Below are 17,123 nucleotides of genomic sequence, written 5' to 3'. Positions count from 1 at the left end.
ATTCTCCGTGCGACCGGCGAGGCTGCCATGGTGGCGTGCTTACTGCGGCCGATCAGCCACAGGGGCCGTTCGCCTAGCCACAAACGGGAGGCCTGAGAGCTATCGTTCAGCTGTGCAGCGGCGGCGGTTCATTCAGGCGGGCGTGGCGGCGGCCGGAGGGTTGGCTCTGGCCGCGTGTGATGATTCGGAGTCTCCCGGGGCGAGTAGCGCGACGGGCAGCCCGGCGAAGCGCGCGCAGCATGATGGGCGGCGCTGGGTGATGCCCGAAGAAGGGGATCCGCACCGGCGGACGTGGATGGCGTTCGGGGCCGCCGAGGGGATTTGGGGCGCGAAAATGCTGCCGGTGGTCCGGCAGAACTTGGCGTCCATCGCGCAGGCCATCGGGCGGTTCGAGCCGGTGTCGATGCTGGTGCGCGCCGAGGAGATGGATGTGGCCCGGGGGCTGATCGGGGGCGGGAACGTGGAATTGATCGCGGCTCCCCTGGATGATCTGTGGATGCGCGATACCGGGCCGGTGTTCGTCAAGGGCGAAAGTGCGCGGGCCGCAGTGGATTTCAACTTCAATGGCTGGGGCGGAAAGCAGGAACACGGGCGGGACGCGAAGGTCGCGGAGTTCGTCGCCGGGCGAGCGGGGGCCGAGGTCCTGCATACCGGGCTGGTGCTCGAGGGCGGCGGCATCGAGGTGGATGGGCAGGGCACGGGCATCATCACCGAGAGTTGCGTCCTTAATAGGAACCGCAATCCCGGCTGGAGCAAGGCCGATGTCGAAGCCGAGCTGAAGTACCTGCTCGGACTGAAGAAGATCATCTGGCTGCCGGGGATCGCCGGTGAGGACATCACCGATGGTCATACCGACTTCTACGCCAGGTTCGCCAAGCCAGGGGTGGTGGTGGCCGGATTGGACACCGACCCGGACTCCTATGACCACGATGTCACCCTGAAACATCTCGAAATCCTCAGGAGCGCAACCGATGTACACGGCACTCCGCTTCAAGTCGAGGTGATCGAGGGCCCGACACTGGTCCGCCCCGAGTATGAGGAGGAGAAGGATTTCGCGGCGGGCTACATCAACTTCTACGTCTGCAATGGCGGCGTCATCGCACCCGAGTTCGGGGATGACGAGGCGGATTCCGCCGCCAAGGCCACCCTCGAGCGACTGTTCCCCGACCGGGAGGTCGTGCAGCTGAATATCGATGGGATTGCCGCCGGTGGTGGCGGAATCCACTGCACCACGCAGCAAGAACCCAGCTGAGGCCGCTCGCTGGGGCGCGGATTTCCGCGTTTGATTGACTGGACGCCATGAGCGAGCTGTTTGTGAAGATCTGCGGCCTGAAAACCGAGCATGACGTGGATGTCGCCGTGGCGGCGGGAGCCGATGCGGTCGGGTTCGTCTTCGCACCCAGCCCGCGGCTCGTCACCGCCGAGGCCGCTCGCGGTCTGATCCGCCGCGTCCCGGCGAATGTGCTGACCGTCGGCGTTTTTCGCGGCCAGTCCATCGACGAGGTTCGCCAGCTCACCGAGGACAGCGGAATCGCGGCGGTCCAACTGCACGGCGAGGAGGGGCCCGAGTACTACGAAGCTCTGCGCGCGCCCGGCCGGACCCTCATTCGCGCGACCGCCCAGACCCCACCCCCGGCACGCAGCGGCGAACTGGGCGAGGACCTGCTGCTGCTCGACGCCCCGGAACCCGGTTCGGGCAAACCGTGGAATTGGGGTGCGGCCGACTTCGCCGCCCCGACCGGCCGCTGGCTGCTCGCGGGCGGCCTGCGTCCCGATAATGTCCGCCGGGCGATCGAAGTGACCCGCGCGTGGGGTGTGGATGTCTCCAGCGGCGTGGAGAGCGAACGCGGCGTGAAGTCGCCGGACCTGATTCGCGCATTCGTGGCCGCCGCGCGGGGCGTCCCGGTCGCCGAATAGCGCTGCCCCCTGCCGATTTCGCCGGGCGATCGCGGGGTGGATCGTCCCGTTCGCGAGGTCGCGGTCAGCGACCTGCGGCGACGAGCTTCAGCTCATCCATGGACTCGTCGATGAAATGGGAGAGGCCGCGCCTGCCCGGCTCGGCCGTCCAGCGCTCGAAGGCGACCCGCAGGACCGCGATGCCCGTTTCGGCGGCCAGGCTCGCGGCCGGTTCCGCACTACCGCGCGAGCGCAGGGCCTCGGCGAGCGCCGCACCGAGCGTGGCGAGTTTGATGAGCTCGCGGGCTTGAAGTTCGGCGTTCGCGGCAATGATGGCCTGCCGCGTGCGCGCGAAATCGGCGCGGTCCTCGAATATTCCGGCGGCGGCGTGCAGGGCGAGGGCGATCACTTCGATCGGCGGCAGTGCCGCGGGCGCGTCGTGCACCGTGCTCACCAGCAGATCCTGAAGTGCGCCCGCTCCCCCGAACAGCACCTCACGCTTATCGGTGAAGTGCCGGAAGAACGTTCGCTCGGTGAGTCCGGCGCGTTTGGCGATCTCCGCGACGGTGGTGCTCTCGAACCCATTCGAGCTGTACAACTCCAGCGCCGCCTGTTGCAGACGGCCGCTCGCATTGGGTTCCCACCGGCTCATGGCGCGATCATACGCCGATGACAGTGACTGACATCAGGCGTACGCTCATGTCAGTCACTGACATGACACTCCAATCACGACTCGAAGGGCCTGAACATGCACGTATTCGTCACCGGCGCGTCCGGACACCTCGGTTCCGCCGTCGTACCCGAACTCCTCGAAGCCGGTCACAAGGTCGTCGGCCTGGCCCGCTCGGAAGCCTCCGCCGGCGCAGTGAGCGCCGCCGGGGCCGAACCGTTTCGCGCCACCCTGGACGACCTCGACGCCCTGAGGGAAGCCGCCGAGGCCGCGGATGGCGTCATCCATCTGGCGTACAAACACGACGAGATGTTTTCCGGCGATGCCACGACCGCGGTCGACTCCGATCGGCAGGCTCTTCAGACGTTCGGACAGGCCCTCGCGGGCACCGGAAAACCTCTGGTCGGGACTTCGGGGACACTGCAACTCGCGTTCGCCGGGCTGGGGCGCACCGGAACCGAAGCCGATGTGCTCGAATCCGGTCCGCGGGTCGATGCCGAGAACGCGGTGATCGCCCTCGCGGACAATGGGATTCGCTCATCGGTGGTTCGCCTGCCACCGACGGTCCACAGTTCGCTCGACCGCCATGGCTTCATCCCGACCCTGATCGATATTGCCCGCAAGCAAGGCTTCTCCGCTTATGTGGGCGACGGCGCGAACCGCTGGCCTGCCGGGCACACCCTCGATGCGGCGCGCCTGTACCGGCTGGCATTGGAATCAGCACCGGCCGGTTCGCGGCTGCACGCCGTCGGCGATGAGGGAATCACCTTCCGGACGATTGCCCAAGCGATCGGCCATAACCTCGGAGTGCCGGTCACCGCCCTCACTCCGGACCAGGCCGCCGACAACTTCGGCTTCCTCGCCGCCCTGGTCCAACTCGACAATCCGACCTCGAGCATGCGGACCCAAAAACTGCTCGACTGGGCACCGACCCATCCCGGCCTGCTCGAAGATTTCGCCCAGGGCCACTATTTCGACAGCCCGAACGAGTCCTGAGCATGCCCGACCGCCATCACCTACCCCGGAAATAGATTGTGGGCGAGGAATTGTCCTGAATCCCGGTACGAGGCCGCCGAGGGGCGAGGAAGGTGGGATGCGGAGACACAGGAAGGCCCGCATCATGACCGCCACTCATCGTCCCTCGGCACCGACTATCGATGACACGGAGGCGATTCGCCGATTGCGCGAATCCTTCGCGCGACAGCAGGCCGCGTTCGCGAAGGATCCGTATCCGAGCCTCGCGCAACGGCAGGAACAGCTGGGCGCGCTGGCCGCGATGATGGTCGGGAATCGCGATCGGATCAGACGGGCTGTGTCGGAGGACTTTTCGGTGCATCCGGAGTTGTTCACCGATCTGGTGGAAGTGCTCGGGGTGGCGGGACGGGCGGCGTATGCGGCCGAGCAGTTGGCGAACTGGATGACGCCCGAAGCGCGGTTCACCGATCCCGGGCTCTATGGCTCGGCACAGGCGGCGATCCGGTATCAGCCCAAAGGCGTTGTCGGCAATATCGTTCCGTGGAATTTCCCGTTCGACCTGTCGGTCGGGCCGCTGGTGGAGATGCTCGCCGCGGGGAATCGGGTGATCCTCAAGCCCTCGGAATTCACGCCCGCGTGCGGTGAGCTACTGAAGGAAATGATCGCGGCCACCTTCGACGAGGACCGCGTCACGGTCGTGACCGGCGGCGTGGATCTGGCGCGCGCGTTCTCCCAGCAGCGCTGGGATCACCTGCTGTACACCGGAAATCCGGAGGTCGGCCGGTTGATCGCCATGGAGGCGGCCAAGAATCTGGTCCCGGTGACCCTGGAGCTGGGCGGCAAGTGTCCGGCCGTGCTCGCGCCGGACAGTGTCGATGCGACATCGGTGGAACAGATCCTCGGCACCAAGCTCATCAAGAACGGCCAGATGTGTATTTCGGTCGACTATTGCCTGGTGCCGCGCAATAAGATCGACGATTTCGTCGGCCTGGCCCAGACCCATATGGCCGAGCGCGCGCCGAGCTTCTCCGAAACCGGCGACTGCACCGGAATCATTACCGAACGACACCTCGACCGGTTGATCGATCTCCTCGAGGAGGCCCGCGATGCGGGATGCACGATCGTCGAACTCGAGCCCGCCGCGAAGGTGGATCGCGCGAGCAGGCGCATGCCGCTTTCGCTGATCCTGGATCCCGCCGATGATCTCGGCGTCATGCAGGAGGAGATCTTCGGGCCGATCCTGGTCGTGAAGCCCTATGACTCGATCGATGAGGCGATCACCCATGTCAACGAGGGCGAACGGCCGCTGGGCTTGTATGTCTTCGCCAAGGACGAAGCCGTGGCCGACGACGTGCTCACCCGGACCTCCTCCGGCGGTGCGTGCGTGAATACCTGTGCGGTGCAGGGCGCCTTGCCCGCTCTCGGTTTCGGCGGTGTGGGCACCAGCGGCAATGGCCGCCATCACGGGATCGAAGGCTTCCGCGAATTCTCCAATCCGCGCGGCGTGGTCACGCGCGGCGAAGGGGATTTGATCCAAGCCCTCTACCCGCCCTACGGCGAAGTCGCCCAAGCGGTCGTGACGGCAGCTTTGAACGGCTGATCCGCGATGTGATGACCGCTCCCCTCGGCCCGATCCGCCACCGTGCGAAGATCATTTCCATAACTAAGGATCCAGCGCCGAGGGGGCACCCATGACCGACCGCACCGTGCTGATCATCCAGCACATTCCCGTCGAGAAGCCCGGCCTGATCGGCGAAGTCCTGCATGGCCTTCCGATCCGGATCGAGAATGTGATCCAGACGCCGGGCGCGTGCGCGGCCGATCTGCCGTCCGCCGACGAGCTGGCCGGTCTGGTGGTGATGGGCGGCCCGATGAACGCCGACGCCATCGACGAGTACCCCGCGCTGAAGCTGGAACGCGAATTGCTCGCGGCCGCCGCCGAGGCCGGGGTGCCGACGCTGGGTATCTGCCTGGGAGCCCAATTGCTCGCGCGCGCACTGGAAATGACGGTGGTGCCCGACACCGGACAGGAGATCGGCTGGGCTCCACTGACCGGGGTGGACGAGGACGACCCGGTCGTCGGTCCCTTCGCGAAGGCTCCCGGCGTGCTGCACTGGCATGGCGACCGCATCGTCCCCTCCCCCGGCACTGCGGTGCTCGCGCGCACCGAAACCACGCCCTGCCAGGCATTCCGGGCAGGTGCGTCGGCTTGGGGCCTGCAGTTCCATCCGGAGGTCGGCCCGGAGCTCTTGGACGACTGGCTGACCGAGCCGTCCATCGTCGAGGAAGCCGAGCGCGAGCTCGGTCCCGGAGCACTCGACCGATTGCGCGCCGATGCACGCGCCGTCGCCCCGGCACTGCGGCCGCTGGCCGAACGGGGGTTCCGCCACTTCCGTTCGCTGATCCAGGATCGCCTCTGACACACGCGGATTCGGTCATCGATTCCCGAAACCCGTATCAGCCCAAGGTCGGAACCTCCACCACCACCCCGGCATCGAGTTTGGCTTGGTAGCGGGTGGCGGACACGGCCGCGAACGGTCGCGCCTCGAGGAGTCCCAGGCGGCGTAGCCGTTCCGCCATCGGATGACTCGAATCGGCATGCAGGCGCAATCGCGGTGCGGGGTGAATGCGTTGTCCGCCACGGGTATCGACCACCGAGCGCAGGAGCCGCGTGCCTCGTGTCGAGTAGGTCACCAGATCGAGCTCGGGTCCGGGCAGCCAGGGTCCGAGGCGGCCGCCGAGGCTCAGTACGGGTTCGCCGTCGGCAGCCAGGTCGGCCGTCAGTCGCCCACGCCGCAAGGTGACCTCGACTCCGGCGTGAAATGCCGGGAAGCCCCAGATTTCGGCGGCGTAGGTGGCTCCCGACGGTGCGCCCACGGCCAGATCGAGGACGCGAATCCCCGACCGCCGCCGGTCCGCCTTGGCCAGCAGCTCGGTCCACACCGAGATCGGGCGGCGCTTCCACGGATCGTGCACGACCAGGCCGAGGGAGAACTCGCTGTGCGCGCCGATCGAGGATCTGGTGAATTTCCTGGCCATTACCACCGCGACCGCGCGGCGTCCGATGAGCGCCGGTCGCAGGCCGGTCCCGGCCAGTTCGTCGCGTGCGGCGTCGGCATCGGCCAGGAAAAGGGCGGTGACAGCGGCACTTTCCGCACAACGCACCGGCAGTTCGATCGCCCCGGCCGAGGAGGGGGCGGGTGCGGTGGCGACCGTCAGGAAGGGGAATCCCTCGGGTGAGTGGACATCGTCGTACACCCGGTAGGCCTGGCCCCGCACGAGTCGGCCTTGATAGGGGCGCAGTTCGGCGTTGATCCGTTCGCGCGCCTCGTGCAGGTCGTGGGTCAGATTGTGCAGATACTTCTCGGCATTGTGGCAGTCCGGGAACTTGTGGGTGTCGTCGTTGTAGTCGACCACCAGCCAATGCGGGTGCAGCCGTTGATGAAACGGCGAACCGGCTCCCTGCCCGTCCAGGGTGGGGATGAGGTCGTGCTGGTTGGTGATCGTGGCGACGAACAGGGGTGCGGGCGGGTCCTTGAAGTCGACGGGAGCACCGACCGCGATGGCGTGCGTAATCCGGTAGCGCGCCCGAATCTCTTTATCCTGAGCCAGATTCATGACCGCCGCGCCGCCCTCGCTGTGCCCGATGAGCGCCACCTCGGCCCCCTCCGGCACGCCGAACGATTCCATCGCCTTGACCAGTGCACGCGTGTACGGCGATTCATTCATGAGCGTATTGCGCCAGGCACCGACCAGATCCTGCGGAGAATCATTGCGCGGCATGCCGACTTGCATTCCCGGAGCCAGCACGACATATCGGCGCTGTCCGTCGGTCTCCATCTCCTGCACGTAGACCCGGCCATTGTTCTTCAACAGGGCGATATTGTTGAGGAATCCGGTGATGGTCCCCTCCCCGCTCACCGCGGGCGCTTCGTCGGCATCGAGATCGACGGGATGCGAATAGCCATCACCCACATCCCATCGGCACAGCCCGCCGACGGGTGCACCCAGTAGCGGCGCGCGGGTGACCGGAAGACCGCATGCGATCGCCCATCCGGCGTCGTCATTGAGCGGGTTCGAGTCGAGCAGTGCGTGGATGGCCATCAGTTCCATGAAGACGGGTGCGAGCCGGTGCAGGGTGTCGCCCAGCCCGTGCTCTTTGATGAGGCCGCGCAGCAACCGCAGCGCCGCAACGGAATCGTCGGTGTCGACCGCCTTGACGAACTCCGCGACCAGGGGATCCTCGGTGATCTCCGGATGTGAGCGCGCGACCGCGGCCACGCGCAGCCGCAGCGAGGAGACCGCGACCAGTGCGTCCAGGCTCTCGTGGCGGGTCAGCGCGCTCATCTTGTGTGCCGCGCCGCCGAGTGCCCCGCCGCGCAGCGAGGAGCCCAGCCCGGCCGGGTTGGTGCCCGCGCGCAGGAGCGCCCGCTGCGCGGGGAGTCCGGTCCTGGGCGCGCGGACCGCCGAACGGGACAGGCCGCTGTCAGTGAGGGTGGCGGTCAATCGTTCGGCGGCCTCCTTGATCGAGGCGGCCACGCGGGCCAATTCCACGGCCGCGACCCGGACGTCCTCCATGTCCCCTTCGAATACGCCGCTGCGCGTGGAATCGCGGATGATGGCGGTCACGAGTCGCGCTCGCCCAGCGCTCGCGCGTGCGCGTCGAGGTTGTCGGCCGCGGCGGCGAGATCGTTTGCGGCCGTGCCGCATCGGTCGATATGGGCGCGAATCTCGGCATCGAACCAGGCGGGCATGGCGTCGGCCGTGGCCAGCCTCTGCCGGAGTTCGCGCAGACTCGCGGCTCCGGCGGACAGCACTTCGGCGTCCGCACGCGTTCGGTCGGCCAGTTCCGCGATCTTCACAGTGACACACCTCCACGGCGACACGGTTTTCCCGGGACGATCACATTGTTGGTTATCTTTTAGCTAATTTCCGCGATTCGCTCGAACCGTATCGGACATTTTCCGAATCGATGCGCTGGGAGATCGATGTTCACCTGGATCGGCGGCATACCCGCATGGCTCGGCTATCTCCTCCTCACCGGCGTCGCCGTGGGGCTGACCTGCGCCGGGACCTTGCTGTCCCGGTCCCTCGTGCGCAAGATCTGCGGCCCGGAGCCGGGACGCAACGAGATGGTGACCATGGTGCTCACGGTCAGCGGCGTGTTCTACGGCCTGCTGCTCGGGCTGGTGGCGGTGGCGGGCTATGACGGGTTCACCAATGCCCGGGATCGGGTGGCCGATGAGGCCGCCGCGCTCGGCACGCTCTACCGCGAGGTCTCCGCGTATCCGGACCCCGATCGCACGGTCCTGCAACACGATCTGGCCGCCTATACCGAGAACGTGCTCAGCGACGCGTTTCCCGCCTTGCAGCGCGGCGATGAACCACAGGGCGGAACCATACTGGTCACCCGCTTTCAGGGGCATCTGCTCACCTTCCAGCCGCAGACCGCGGCCGAGCAGATCGTGCACGCGGCCACCATCGACCAGTTCGCCAGTTTCGATCAGGATCGCCGCCGCCGGATCAATGCCACCAAGAGCGGCATCCCGATCGTGCTGTGGTCGGTGATCATGGTCGGCAGCGCCATCAATCTGCTGCTGCTGTGCCTGCTCAGTTTCGACAGCGTCGGGCTGCATCTGTTGCTCGCCGGGGTGTTCGCCTTCTTCCTCGCCACGATGATCTTCCTGATCGCCTCGCTCGACCATCCATTCCGAGGCGATGTGAGCGTGAGCCCCGAACCGTTCCAGAGCATGTACGTGAATGTCATGGGCGGGCATTCCTGACGCCCGCGTGGGAACGGGCGCGTCCGGTGGCACGGTGTGCTTCACTTAGCCAGGCTTGCTCTCGTGTTGCTGAACGATCATCCGTATGCCGGACAGCGTGGAGAGGACCATCATGGAATTCCGCACGAACAAGTGGATCAAGCCCGAGGATTTGAACCCCGCCGGATCATTGTTCGGCGGGACCCTGCTGAGGTGGCTCGACGAGGAAGCGGCCATCTACGCCCTCGGCCAGCTCGACAATTCGAATGTGGTCACCAAATACATTTCGGAGATCAACTTCCTGTCCTCGGTGAAACAGGGTGACGTGATCGAACTTGGTTGCTGCATAGCCGATTACGGGCGCACCTCGATTACCGTCCAGTGCGAGGTCCGCAATATGCTGACCGGCGAACGGGTGCTGACGATCGACAAGATCGTATTCGTGAACCTCGACGACAATGGCCGCCCCACGCCGCACCTTCGCAGGCAGCCCGCGCAGACCACCGCCATCTACAAGGCCCAGCCGGAATCCGCACCGGCGGAACAGGAATCGGCCGCCGCGGGCCTGGTCGCACCGCGCTGAGCAGACCGTCGTGATTGCTTCGATCATTGCCGTCGGCACCACGCTCGTGCTCTGGTCGTCGCGGCCGCCCTGACAGTCGTCCGTATGGTCCCCGTCCTCCTGGCCCTGCTGGGCTCCGGAGTCCCCGTCAAGGAAGCACTCCTCATCGGCTGGCTCGGCCCGCGCGGCACGACGTCGATCGTGTTCGGACTCTTGGCATTCAACGAATTACCTGACTCCGACGCCGAACTGGTACTGACAGTGCTGGTGGTCACCGTGCTCGGCAGTATCGCGTTGCACGGGCTGGGTTCGCCGGTGACCGCGCGCAGATACCGGGACGGGACCGGGACCGGCCATTGAAGGGGTGACCGACGGGTCTGGTTGGATGGGCGCAATGACCGGCATCCCCTTCCAATTGATCGACTCGCAGCGCCTCGATCGGGTGATGCCTGCCTGGGCGGAGCATTATCCGCAATTCGATACGGTCGTCGGGTACTCGGATCTGGGGCATGCGTTTCTGATGAGCAGCCGCAGCGGAGAGTACGGGGTGCTCGATCCGTATAGCCCGGGCGTCAAGACGTATGGGCCCTTCACCGAGATCACCGAGTTCATCGACAAGGTCCTGTTCGATCCGAATGTCGTCACGTATGTCCTTCAGCCGCAGCATGTTTCCGAGATCGCGCGTAGGCTCGGGCCGCTGAACCCGGGTGAGGTCTACATCGCCACGCCCTATCCGTTCCTGGGCGGATCCGAATCACCGGATGCGTATCAGAAGGGCGGGGTGTGGGTGTTCTTCGATCTGGTGGCGCAGGCGCACGGACTCGAATGATCGATTCGCCGGGGCGGCGGTAGCAATGTGGCTACCATCGGCAAAGGTATCGAGGAGGTGTGGTGGCGCAATCCAATCGAGCACCGATCGGGGTCGATCCGACCAGGCCGAACGCGGCTCGGGTGTACAACTTCATGCTCGACGGCAAGGACAACTACGAGGCGGATCGGGTGGTCGCCGAGCGAATGCTCGCGATCGCGCCCGATACCAAGACGCTCGCCTGGTTCAGCCGCCGGTTTTTGCTGAATGCCGTGCGGGCCGCCGCGCAGGAAGGCATCGAGCAGTTCATCGATATCGGTGCGGGAATTCCCATTTCGCCCAATGTGCATGAGGTCGCGCAGGAGTTCGAGCCGTCCGCGCGGGTGGTGGCGGTCGATCACGACCCGGTCGTGTTCGCGCACACCAATGCCCTGCTCGCCGGTGAACCGGGCGTGACCTCCATGCTTGCCGATATTCGCGCCACCGACCTCATCGAGCGGTTGCGCACCGAAGGGGGCATCGACTTCGACCAGCGGGTCGCGATTCTGATCGTCGGTGTCCTGCACTTCATCATGGATGACGAGAACCCGGCCGAGCTCGTGGCGCGATTCCGCGATGTGATGGCCCCGGGCAGCCTGCTGGCCTTCACCCATGCGTGCACCAACACCCACCCCGACTTCATCCGGCAGTCGTCGGGAGATTTGGCCAGCACCCCGGCACAGGTCGCATTCCGGACAACCGAGCAGGTGGAGCCGTTCCTCGAGGGCTTCGAGGTGATCGAACCCGGTGTGGTGCCGGTCCAGGAATGGCTGAACGGAGAACTGCCGAGCACCCGCCTGGTCGTGCTGGGCGGGGTCGGGCGCAAGAACTAGCGGCGGTTTTCTGCGACTCCGCCGCTCACTCCGCTGCGGCGAGGGTGGCGGCTCGCGTCACGAGTGCCTCGGCGAAGGCACGGGGGCGTCGGCCCAGCCCGCAGGCACTGGCGACACCGTCGACGGGTCGGCCCAATGCCCCCTCGATCATTCGCAGTGTCTCGAGTTGCTCAGCCTCGGTAGGGCTTTCGTGGACGAAGCCCGCATAGAATCCGGTGCCCGGCCCCAAGGCGAGTCCCCCGAGCGGTCCGTAGAACTCGGGATCCTTCGACGGCGGGATATCCCCCGCCGCGAGCGGGTTGTGGATGTACTCCAGCACGCGCCCCGATGGCCACTGCCGCGCAAGCGAATTGGCCAGATGAACCAGCGGCCGGGTATCGCGCAGGGTGGCCCGGGCCTTGTTGTTCATGCTGCCCAGGCACAGATGCACGCCGAACCGGGTGCCCTCGGGAGCCGCGGCGGCGAATTCGGCAATGCCCCTGGTCAGTCCGAGCGCCGCATCCATTTGCCGGTGCATCGGCTGGGCCTTGGCCATGAGCACGGTTTCGGCGGTGGCTTCCAGCTGTATCACGACGTCGTCACCGGCGGCCTCGCGAATGGCATCGATATCGCGAATGCTGGCTTCGCGGAATGCTTTCCGCTGCGATCTAGCGTGAGTGGCCCCCATGGCGATGAAGGCCAACGTGAAGTCGGTCGGCATACCGATCTGCAGGGCGAGGCCGGGGAGGTCTCGCTCGGTGCGCAGGCGGGTGAATATGGGCATCGCCTCCTCGGCCTCCTCGCGGTAGCCCAGGCGCATCATGTCGCCGGTCAGTTCGCCTTTGGCCGCGCGGTGAATGGTTCTGTCCCGGCTCGAACGCCAGGATCCCGACTTCTTCACTTCCAGTGCGCCCTGGCTGACCAGGTCCTCGATAATGGGCTGGACATACCACTCGTAGCGGCGGGTCTCGCCGGTCGGCAGGGTCCGCAGCCGCGATCCCGCACCGAGCATGGCCCGCATGGCATCGTCCGTGTTCGCGGCCGGGAAACTACCGACGAAGTGCACAGCTCGCGTGCTCATGGTGTGCATCCTAGATCGAGAATGTTCGAATTGGGTCTTCAGCAATCCGTGCGTTACGGAACCCCGTGTGCGGTATCGTGATTCGCCAGAAGATGGCCGTCCGCTGAACATTTCCACGCTCAAACATTCCACAACAACTGACATTTCGGATCTTTCCGACATTCAAGGGAGTGTGCAAGGTGCGAACCCCGGTCCGTGCGCTGGCCTCGGCCGCGGCGGCGACATTGTTATGCCTGACAGCGGGCGTCGCCTCGGCCGATCAAGTCTCGGCGTCGGATTCCTGTCGGGCCATCTCCTATCCGGTCTCGCAAGGCACTCTCGCAGCCACTCTGTGCCTGCCCGCGAATCGGTCGACGGACACCGTAATGGTCTTGATGTCCGGCTCCAACTACAACGGCACCTACTGGGACTTCACTTATGCGCCGGAGACTTACAACTTCCGGCGCGCCATGAATGCCGCCGGATACGCGACGCTGGTGGCCGATCGACTCGGCAACGGCGCGAGCACCAAGCCATTGAGCCTGACGCTCACCGCGACCGCCACCGCGGAGGCACTGCACGGCATGGTTCAAGCCCTGCGTGCCGGAATCTCGGGAGCCCAGCCCTTCGCCAAGGTCGTCACCGCGGGCCATTCGCTGACCTCGAGTACCTCCATCATGGAGGCCACCAGCTATCACGATGTCGACGGTGTGCTGCTCACGGGGTATTCGCACACGCTCAGCATTCCCGATGTGCTCGGGGTGATCTCCACCTACCACCAGGCGATCGACGATCCCGTATTCCCCGGTGCCGGATACGATCCGGGCTATCTGGTCACCCGGCCCGGCACCCGCGAACAGGACTTCTACGGGTCCGGTAATTTCGATCCACAGGTGCTCGCGATCGACGAGGCGACCAAGGAGACCTTCTCGCTCACGGAGTATCCCGATGGTCTGCTGACCACGCTGCCCGGACAGTCCAGTGCCATTACCGCACCCGTGATGTTGGTGAACGGCAGCAAGGACCGGCTCGCCTGCGGTTCCGGGTTCGCGATCTGCACCGACTCCGCGACCCTGCTCGCGGCGGAGGGACAATATTTCGCTGCGGCGGCGCGTCTGCGGACCTTCGTGCTGCCCGGGAGCGGGCATTCGGTGAATCTGGCCAAGAACACCACCGACTATCAAGCGGCCGTCATCGACTGGATGAAATCGATCGGCTGACCCTCTTCGCGTACGTCGGAATACGTACGCTGGGATGCGATTCCAAGCTGATGCCACGACAATTGGCGGCTGCCAGCATTACATCCACCGGTGCGAAGACCATCGCGCCGCGGATGACGGGAGTCGGCCGATGACCAATAACAATCTGTTCGCGGGCAAGGTAGCGCTGGTGATGGGCGCCAGCAAGGGGATCGGGGCAGCGACGGCGCGGGCCTTCGCGGCGGCCGGGGCGGATGTGGCGATCGGGGCGCGGGATGAGGAGCGACTGGCCGCGGTGGCGGAGGAGATCAAGGCGATCGGCGGACGCGCCCTGCCGATCCGTCTCGATGTCGCCGACCCGGAGTCGGTCCGGGGGTGCGTGGATACCGTGCTCGCCGAGTTCGGACGCCTGGACGCGGCCGTGAACAATGCGACCGGCGGGGGGCATCCGCCGATGCCGCTGGTCGATGTCGAGGTGGGGGAATTCGTCAGTGCGTTCGAGGTGAATACGCTCGGGGTCTTCCTCGGCATGAAGTATCAGATTCCCGCGATGCTCGCGCATGGTGGCGGCGCGATCGTCAATGTGTCGTCCACTGCGGGGCTGGAAGGTATTGCGGGCCTTACCGGTTACTCTACGGCCAAGCATGCCGTGATCGGCTTGAGCCGGGTGGCCGCGCTCGACTATGCCGGGCAAGGCATCCGCGTGAACGTGGTTGCCCCCGGCCCGATTCTCACCGACAATCTCCGCCGCGCAGGCGAAATCGGCCAGCAAGCCGCGGCCGCCGCGATCCCCCAGGGCCGAGTCGGCCAGGCTTCCGAAGTAGCCGACACCATTGTCTGGCTGTGCTCCCCCGAAGCCGGATTCATCACCGGCGCAACCCTTCCCATCGACGGCGGCAAGACGGCCGGAAACCAGCCCTTCGTCCGCACCCCCGTCAACCGCCCCTGAATCGGCGACCCTCGCGTATGGTGTCCGCAATCGAGGGGAGGACTCCATGGGTCCGAATTCGGTGTCGATGTACCGGGATGACTTCGGCGCCCAGGTGATTCGCCTCGTGGCCGGTCCCGACACCGCGAGGCAGATCACCCGCGCCGAACTGCCCCTGATGTGGCGGCGGCCCACAGTATGGCTGATAGCCGCAGCCGTAGCGGGCGCGGTGATGATCTACCGCTTCGCCAGGTACGCCGCGAATCGCACCGTCGGCGCCGGGCGATCACCGCTCTGGCAATCGCTACCCGAGGTACTCGTCATCACCGCCCTCACCTATATCGCGGTTCTCGTGTTCTTCGCGATTTTCAGCTGGCAGGACTCCCGCACCGGCTCGACCCGCGTGCGCCGCTACGCCTACCCGGGAGCAGTACTCCAGGTCCGCTACCTCTCGGACGGAATGGAGGTCACCACGGCAACGGGCCGAACCGAATACCCCTACTCCCGCATCAAGAAGATTCGACGCCGCGAGCACATCGTCGCCTTCCTCAACTCAACGGGCTTCCTCGTCCTGCCTCAGGAAATGGTGCCCGCGGAGGCGATCGCCTTCATCGAATCCCGTTGAGCCGGTTTATCGGTCGAGCTGTGCTTGGAAGATCGCCCGGTTGAAGTAGGCGCGTGCTTCGCGGATGAGACCGTCTTCGTCGAGGTCGTAGACATTGATTCCGGACCAATTCACCGGCGTGCCCGTGGTGGTGACGGCCGCGCCGCTCCAGGAGACGGCGACCGCATTGCCGACGGTGTGGACCTCGCGCGGGGTCAGGCCCAGGAATGGATGGAAGTTGGGCAGCACCGAGGCGATGAACTCGCGGATCGCGGCGCGGCCGACGATCGGCGGCTCACCGACCGGGTCGTGGAAGACGCCGTCGGCGGCGAACGCGTCGGCCCAAGCCTCGGCGTCGCCGGACTGCGAGGCGGTGAAGAACTGCATCACAGCGGCGGGCATCGCGGGCATGTTCATTGTTGATCTCCTGATTATCAGTGGGTGTGATGGAGGGACAATTCGGGAAAGTTGTTGGCACTCAAGCTGACACGATGTCGCGGTGAGTTCGGTCGTAGCGTTGAGCGAACGGCAGCACCGCCAACCCGGCGACCGCGAAGACTGCTTGCAATGCGCAGACCCCGGACCAGCCGAACGCGCCGTAGCACGCTCCCGCCAGCGCGGCGCAGATCGCGCCGCTGAGGAAGACCGCGACCATGTAGACGGTGTTGGCGCGGCTGCGCGCGTCGGGCAGGTAGGCGAAAATGCGGGCCTGGTTGGCGATCTGGCTCCACTGCACCGCAATATTGACCGCGATGATCGCCACGATCATGAATGCGAGACCGGTCCGGCCGAGCGCGTAGGCCAGCGCTGACAGCAGAGCCAGAACCAAGGCCGTGGTGATGATCGGCAGCGGGCCGCGCCGGTCGATGAAACGTCCGGCCCAGGGTGCGGCGAACGCGCCCGCCAGCCCGAGCACCCCGAACAGGCCCGCGGTCGCGGTGCTGAAGTGATAGGGATCGTGGGTGAGCACCAGGACCAGCGAGGTCCAGGTGGCGTTGTAAGCGCCGAACAGGCTCGCGTGCAGCAGACACGAGTGCCGCAACGCGGGTTCGCCGCGCAGTAGGCGCGGTAGCGACGCGAGTAGTTGTCCGTATCCGATGCTGCTCGCACGTGCGGGTTCGCGCGGCACCAGTGCCACGGTCAGCAGGCCCGATGCCGCGGTGAGCACCGCGGCGAGCAAATAGACTGCGCGCCAACCGAATATCTCACCGACCGCACCGCCGATCACACGGGAACCGATGATCCCGGTCATCAATCCGATCTGGACTCCGGCCACGACCGAGGCGCGCCGTTGCGGCGGCGCGAGTTCGGCGGCCAGGGGCACCAGCACCTGCGGGATCACGGTGAACCCGCCCACCAGTGCGGCAGCGGCCGCCACCATCGACAGGTTCGGAGCGACCGCCGCGAGCAGCAGCGCCAGCACCGTCGCGGCCAGCATCACCGTCAGCAACGGCCGACGTCGGCGGACATCACCGAGCGGCACCAGGAACAGGATCCCGGCCGCGTAACCGAACTGCGCGCACGTCACCACCAGCCCAGCGTGGGATGGCGCGACGCCGAGCTCGCGGGCGAACAAGGTCAGCAGTGGTTGCGCCAGATACACATTCGCCACGGTCACTCCGCTGCAGATCGCCATCACGGCGAACAACAGCGGACGCACCGGTACCTGGGTGCGGTCGGAAGGTTGGGGCGTTGGTGGTTTGTCCGTCGTCGTCATCAGCATCTCCAAACCGAGCGAACTAGTTAGTTCGGATGCTAGAAGTGAGTGACGGTCGCTGTCAAACGAACTGGTTCGTTACAATCGTCGA

Annotated in this window: 19 protein-coding genes; 13 read left to right on the top strand and 6 right to left on the bottom strand. The window is 65.9% G+C overall.

Annotation, left to right across the window (positions count from 1 at the left end; all coding sequences use genetic code 11):
- Positions 1-112 precede the first annotated feature (112 nt).
- A complete protein-coding gene (locus AB0N05_RS12095) occupies positions 113-1,252 on the top strand; it encodes an agmatine deiminase family protein (protein ID WP_364691351.1) in 1,140 nt (379 codons plus the stop codon).
- 47 nt (positions 1,253-1,299) lie between these two features.
- Positions 1,300-1,917, top strand: coding sequence for a phosphoribosylanthranilate isomerase (locus AB0N05_RS12090; RefSeq protein ID WP_364691349.1), 618 nt, complete (start codon positions 1,300-1,302; stop codon positions 1,915-1,917).
- Positions 1,918-1,981: 64 nt separating this feature from the next.
- Here AB0N05_RS12090 and AB0N05_RS12085 read toward each other — a convergent pair whose 3' ends face one another.
- Positions 1,982-2,548 (bottom strand): TetR family transcriptional regulator, encoded by a 567-nt coding sequence (locus tag AB0N05_RS12085; protein ID WP_364691346.1) that lies wholly within the window; start codon positions 2,546-2,548, stop codon positions 1,982-1,984.
- Between the two features lie 96 nt (positions 2,549-2,644).
- On the opposite strand from AB0N05_RS12085, the gene AB0N05_RS12080 reads away from it, so the two are divergent.
- The 3 genes from AB0N05_RS12080 to AB0N05_RS12070 all read left to right on the top strand — a co-directional run bounded on the left by AB0N05_RS12080 (position 2,645) and on the right by AB0N05_RS12070 (position 5,961).
- Positions 2,645-3,562: an SDR family oxidoreductase gene (locus tag AB0N05_RS12080; RefSeq protein WP_364691343.1), complete on the top strand. Its 918-nt coding sequence runs from the start codon at positions 2,645-2,647 to the stop codon at positions 3,560-3,562.
- A gap of 97 nt (positions 3,563-3,659) precedes the next feature.
- On the top strand, positions 3,660-5,141 hold the full coding sequence (locus AB0N05_RS12075; protein WP_364691340.1) for an aldehyde dehydrogenase family protein: 1,482 nt from the start codon (positions 3,660-3,662) through the stop codon (positions 5,139-5,141).
- A 91-nt stretch (positions 5,142-5,232) separates the two neighbouring features.
- A complete protein-coding gene (locus AB0N05_RS12070; protein ID WP_364691337.1) occupies positions 5,233-5,961 on the top strand; it encodes a hypothetical protein in 729 nt (242 codons plus the stop codon).
- 37 nt (positions 5,962-5,998) lie between these two features.
- On the opposite strand, the gene AB0N05_RS12065 is transcribed toward AB0N05_RS12070, so the two are convergent.
- The gene (locus tag AB0N05_RS12065; RefSeq protein ID WP_364691334.1) at positions 5,999-8,170 is read right to left on the bottom strand and encodes a hypothetical protein; all 2,172 of its coding nucleotides are present in this window, start codon (positions 8,168-8,170) and stop codon (positions 5,999-6,001) included.
- Entirely contained in the window at positions 8,167-8,403 is a 237-nt protein-coding gene (locus tag AB0N05_RS12060; RefSeq protein ID WP_364691331.1) for a hypothetical protein, read from the bottom strand. The genes AB0N05_RS12065 and AB0N05_RS12060 overlap by 4 nt, the downstream gene beginning before the upstream one ends.
- A 126-nt stretch (positions 8,404-8,529) precedes the next feature.
- Here AB0N05_RS12060 and AB0N05_RS12055 point away from each other — a divergent pair, with 126 nt between their 5' ends.
- The 5 genes from AB0N05_RS12055 to AB0N05_RS12035 all read left to right on the top strand — a co-directional run bounded on the left by AB0N05_RS12055 (position 8,530) and on the right by AB0N05_RS12035 (position 11,545).
- Positions 8,530-9,324, top strand: a complete 795-nt coding sequence (locus tag AB0N05_RS12055) for a hypothetical protein (RefSeq protein WP_364691328.1) — start codon at positions 8,530-8,532, stop codon at positions 9,322-9,324.
- 85 nt (positions 9,325-9,409) lie between these two features.
- Positions 9,410-9,886: a hotdog domain-containing protein gene (locus AB0N05_RS12050; RefSeq protein WP_364691325.1), complete on the top strand. Its 477-nt coding sequence runs from the start codon at positions 9,410-9,412 to the stop codon at positions 9,884-9,886.
- Between the two features lie 51 nt (positions 9,887-9,937).
- Positions 9,938-10,225 carry a cation:proton antiporter gene (locus tag AB0N05_RS12045; RefSeq protein WP_364692317.1) on the top strand — a complete coding sequence of 96 codons (288 nt, stop codon included), beginning with the start codon at positions 9,938-9,940 and terminating at the stop codon, positions 10,223-10,225.
- A gap of 34 nt (positions 10,226-10,259) precedes the next feature.
- The gene (locus AB0N05_RS12040) at positions 10,260-10,694 is read left to right on the top strand and encodes a T6SS immunity protein Tdi1 domain-containing protein (RefSeq protein WP_364691322.1); all 435 of its coding nucleotides are present in this window, start codon (positions 10,260-10,262) and stop codon (positions 10,692-10,694) included.
- Between the two features lie 62 nt (positions 10,695-10,756).
- A complete protein-coding gene (locus AB0N05_RS12035) occupies positions 10,757-11,545 on the top strand; it encodes an SAM-dependent methyltransferase (RefSeq protein ID WP_364691319.1) in 789 nt (262 codons plus the stop codon).
- 25 nt (positions 11,546-11,570) lie between these two features.
- Here the strand turns inward: AB0N05_RS12035 and AB0N05_RS12030 are convergent, their stop codons facing one another.
- Positions 11,571-12,605 (bottom strand): hypothetical protein, encoded by a 1,035-nt coding sequence (locus AB0N05_RS12030; RefSeq protein WP_364691316.1) that lies wholly within the window; start codon positions 12,603-12,605, stop codon positions 11,571-11,573.
- A gap of 179 nt (positions 12,606-12,784) precedes the next feature.
- Here AB0N05_RS12030 and AB0N05_RS12025 point away from each other — a divergent pair, with 179 nt between their 5' ends.
- The 3 genes from AB0N05_RS12025 to AB0N05_RS12015 all read left to right on the top strand — a co-directional run bounded on the left by AB0N05_RS12025 (position 12,785) and on the right by AB0N05_RS12015 (position 15,336).
- A complete protein-coding gene (locus AB0N05_RS12025) occupies positions 12,785-13,804 on the top strand; it encodes an alpha/beta fold hydrolase (protein WP_364691313.1) in 1,020 nt (339 codons plus the stop codon).
- 130 nt (positions 13,805-13,934) lie between these two features.
- Entirely contained in the window at positions 13,935-14,732 is a 798-nt protein-coding gene (locus tag AB0N05_RS12020) for an SDR family NAD(P)-dependent oxidoreductase (RefSeq protein ID WP_364691310.1), read from the top strand.
- 46 nt (positions 14,733-14,778) lie between these two features.
- On the top strand, positions 14,779-15,336 hold the full coding sequence (locus AB0N05_RS12015) for a YcxB family protein (protein ID WP_364691307.1): 558 nt from the start codon (positions 14,779-14,781) through the stop codon (positions 15,334-15,336).
- 6 nt (positions 15,337-15,342) lie between these two features.
- Here AB0N05_RS12015 and AB0N05_RS12010 read toward each other — a convergent pair whose 3' ends face one another.
- Together AB0N05_RS12010 and AB0N05_RS12005 are read right to left on the bottom strand one after the other, a co-directional pair.
- Positions 15,343-15,732: a nuclear transport factor 2 family protein gene (locus tag AB0N05_RS12010; protein ID WP_364691304.1), complete on the bottom strand. Its 390-nt coding sequence runs from the start codon at positions 15,730-15,732 to the stop codon at positions 15,343-15,345.
- 61 nt (positions 15,733-15,793) lie between these two features.
- Entirely contained in the window at positions 15,794-17,032 is a 1,239-nt protein-coding gene (locus AB0N05_RS12005) for an MFS transporter (protein ID WP_364691301.1), read from the bottom strand.
- Positions 17,033-17,123 lie beyond the last annotated feature (91 nt).

Source organism: Nocardia sp. NPDC051030 (assembly GCF_040683015.1).
GTDB lineage: Bacteria > Actinomycetota > Actinomycetes > Mycobacteriales > Mycobacteriaceae > Nocardia.
The sequence above is the reverse complement of the archived record's forward strand: the minus strand, read 5'-3'. Positions and strand labels throughout refer to the sequence as shown.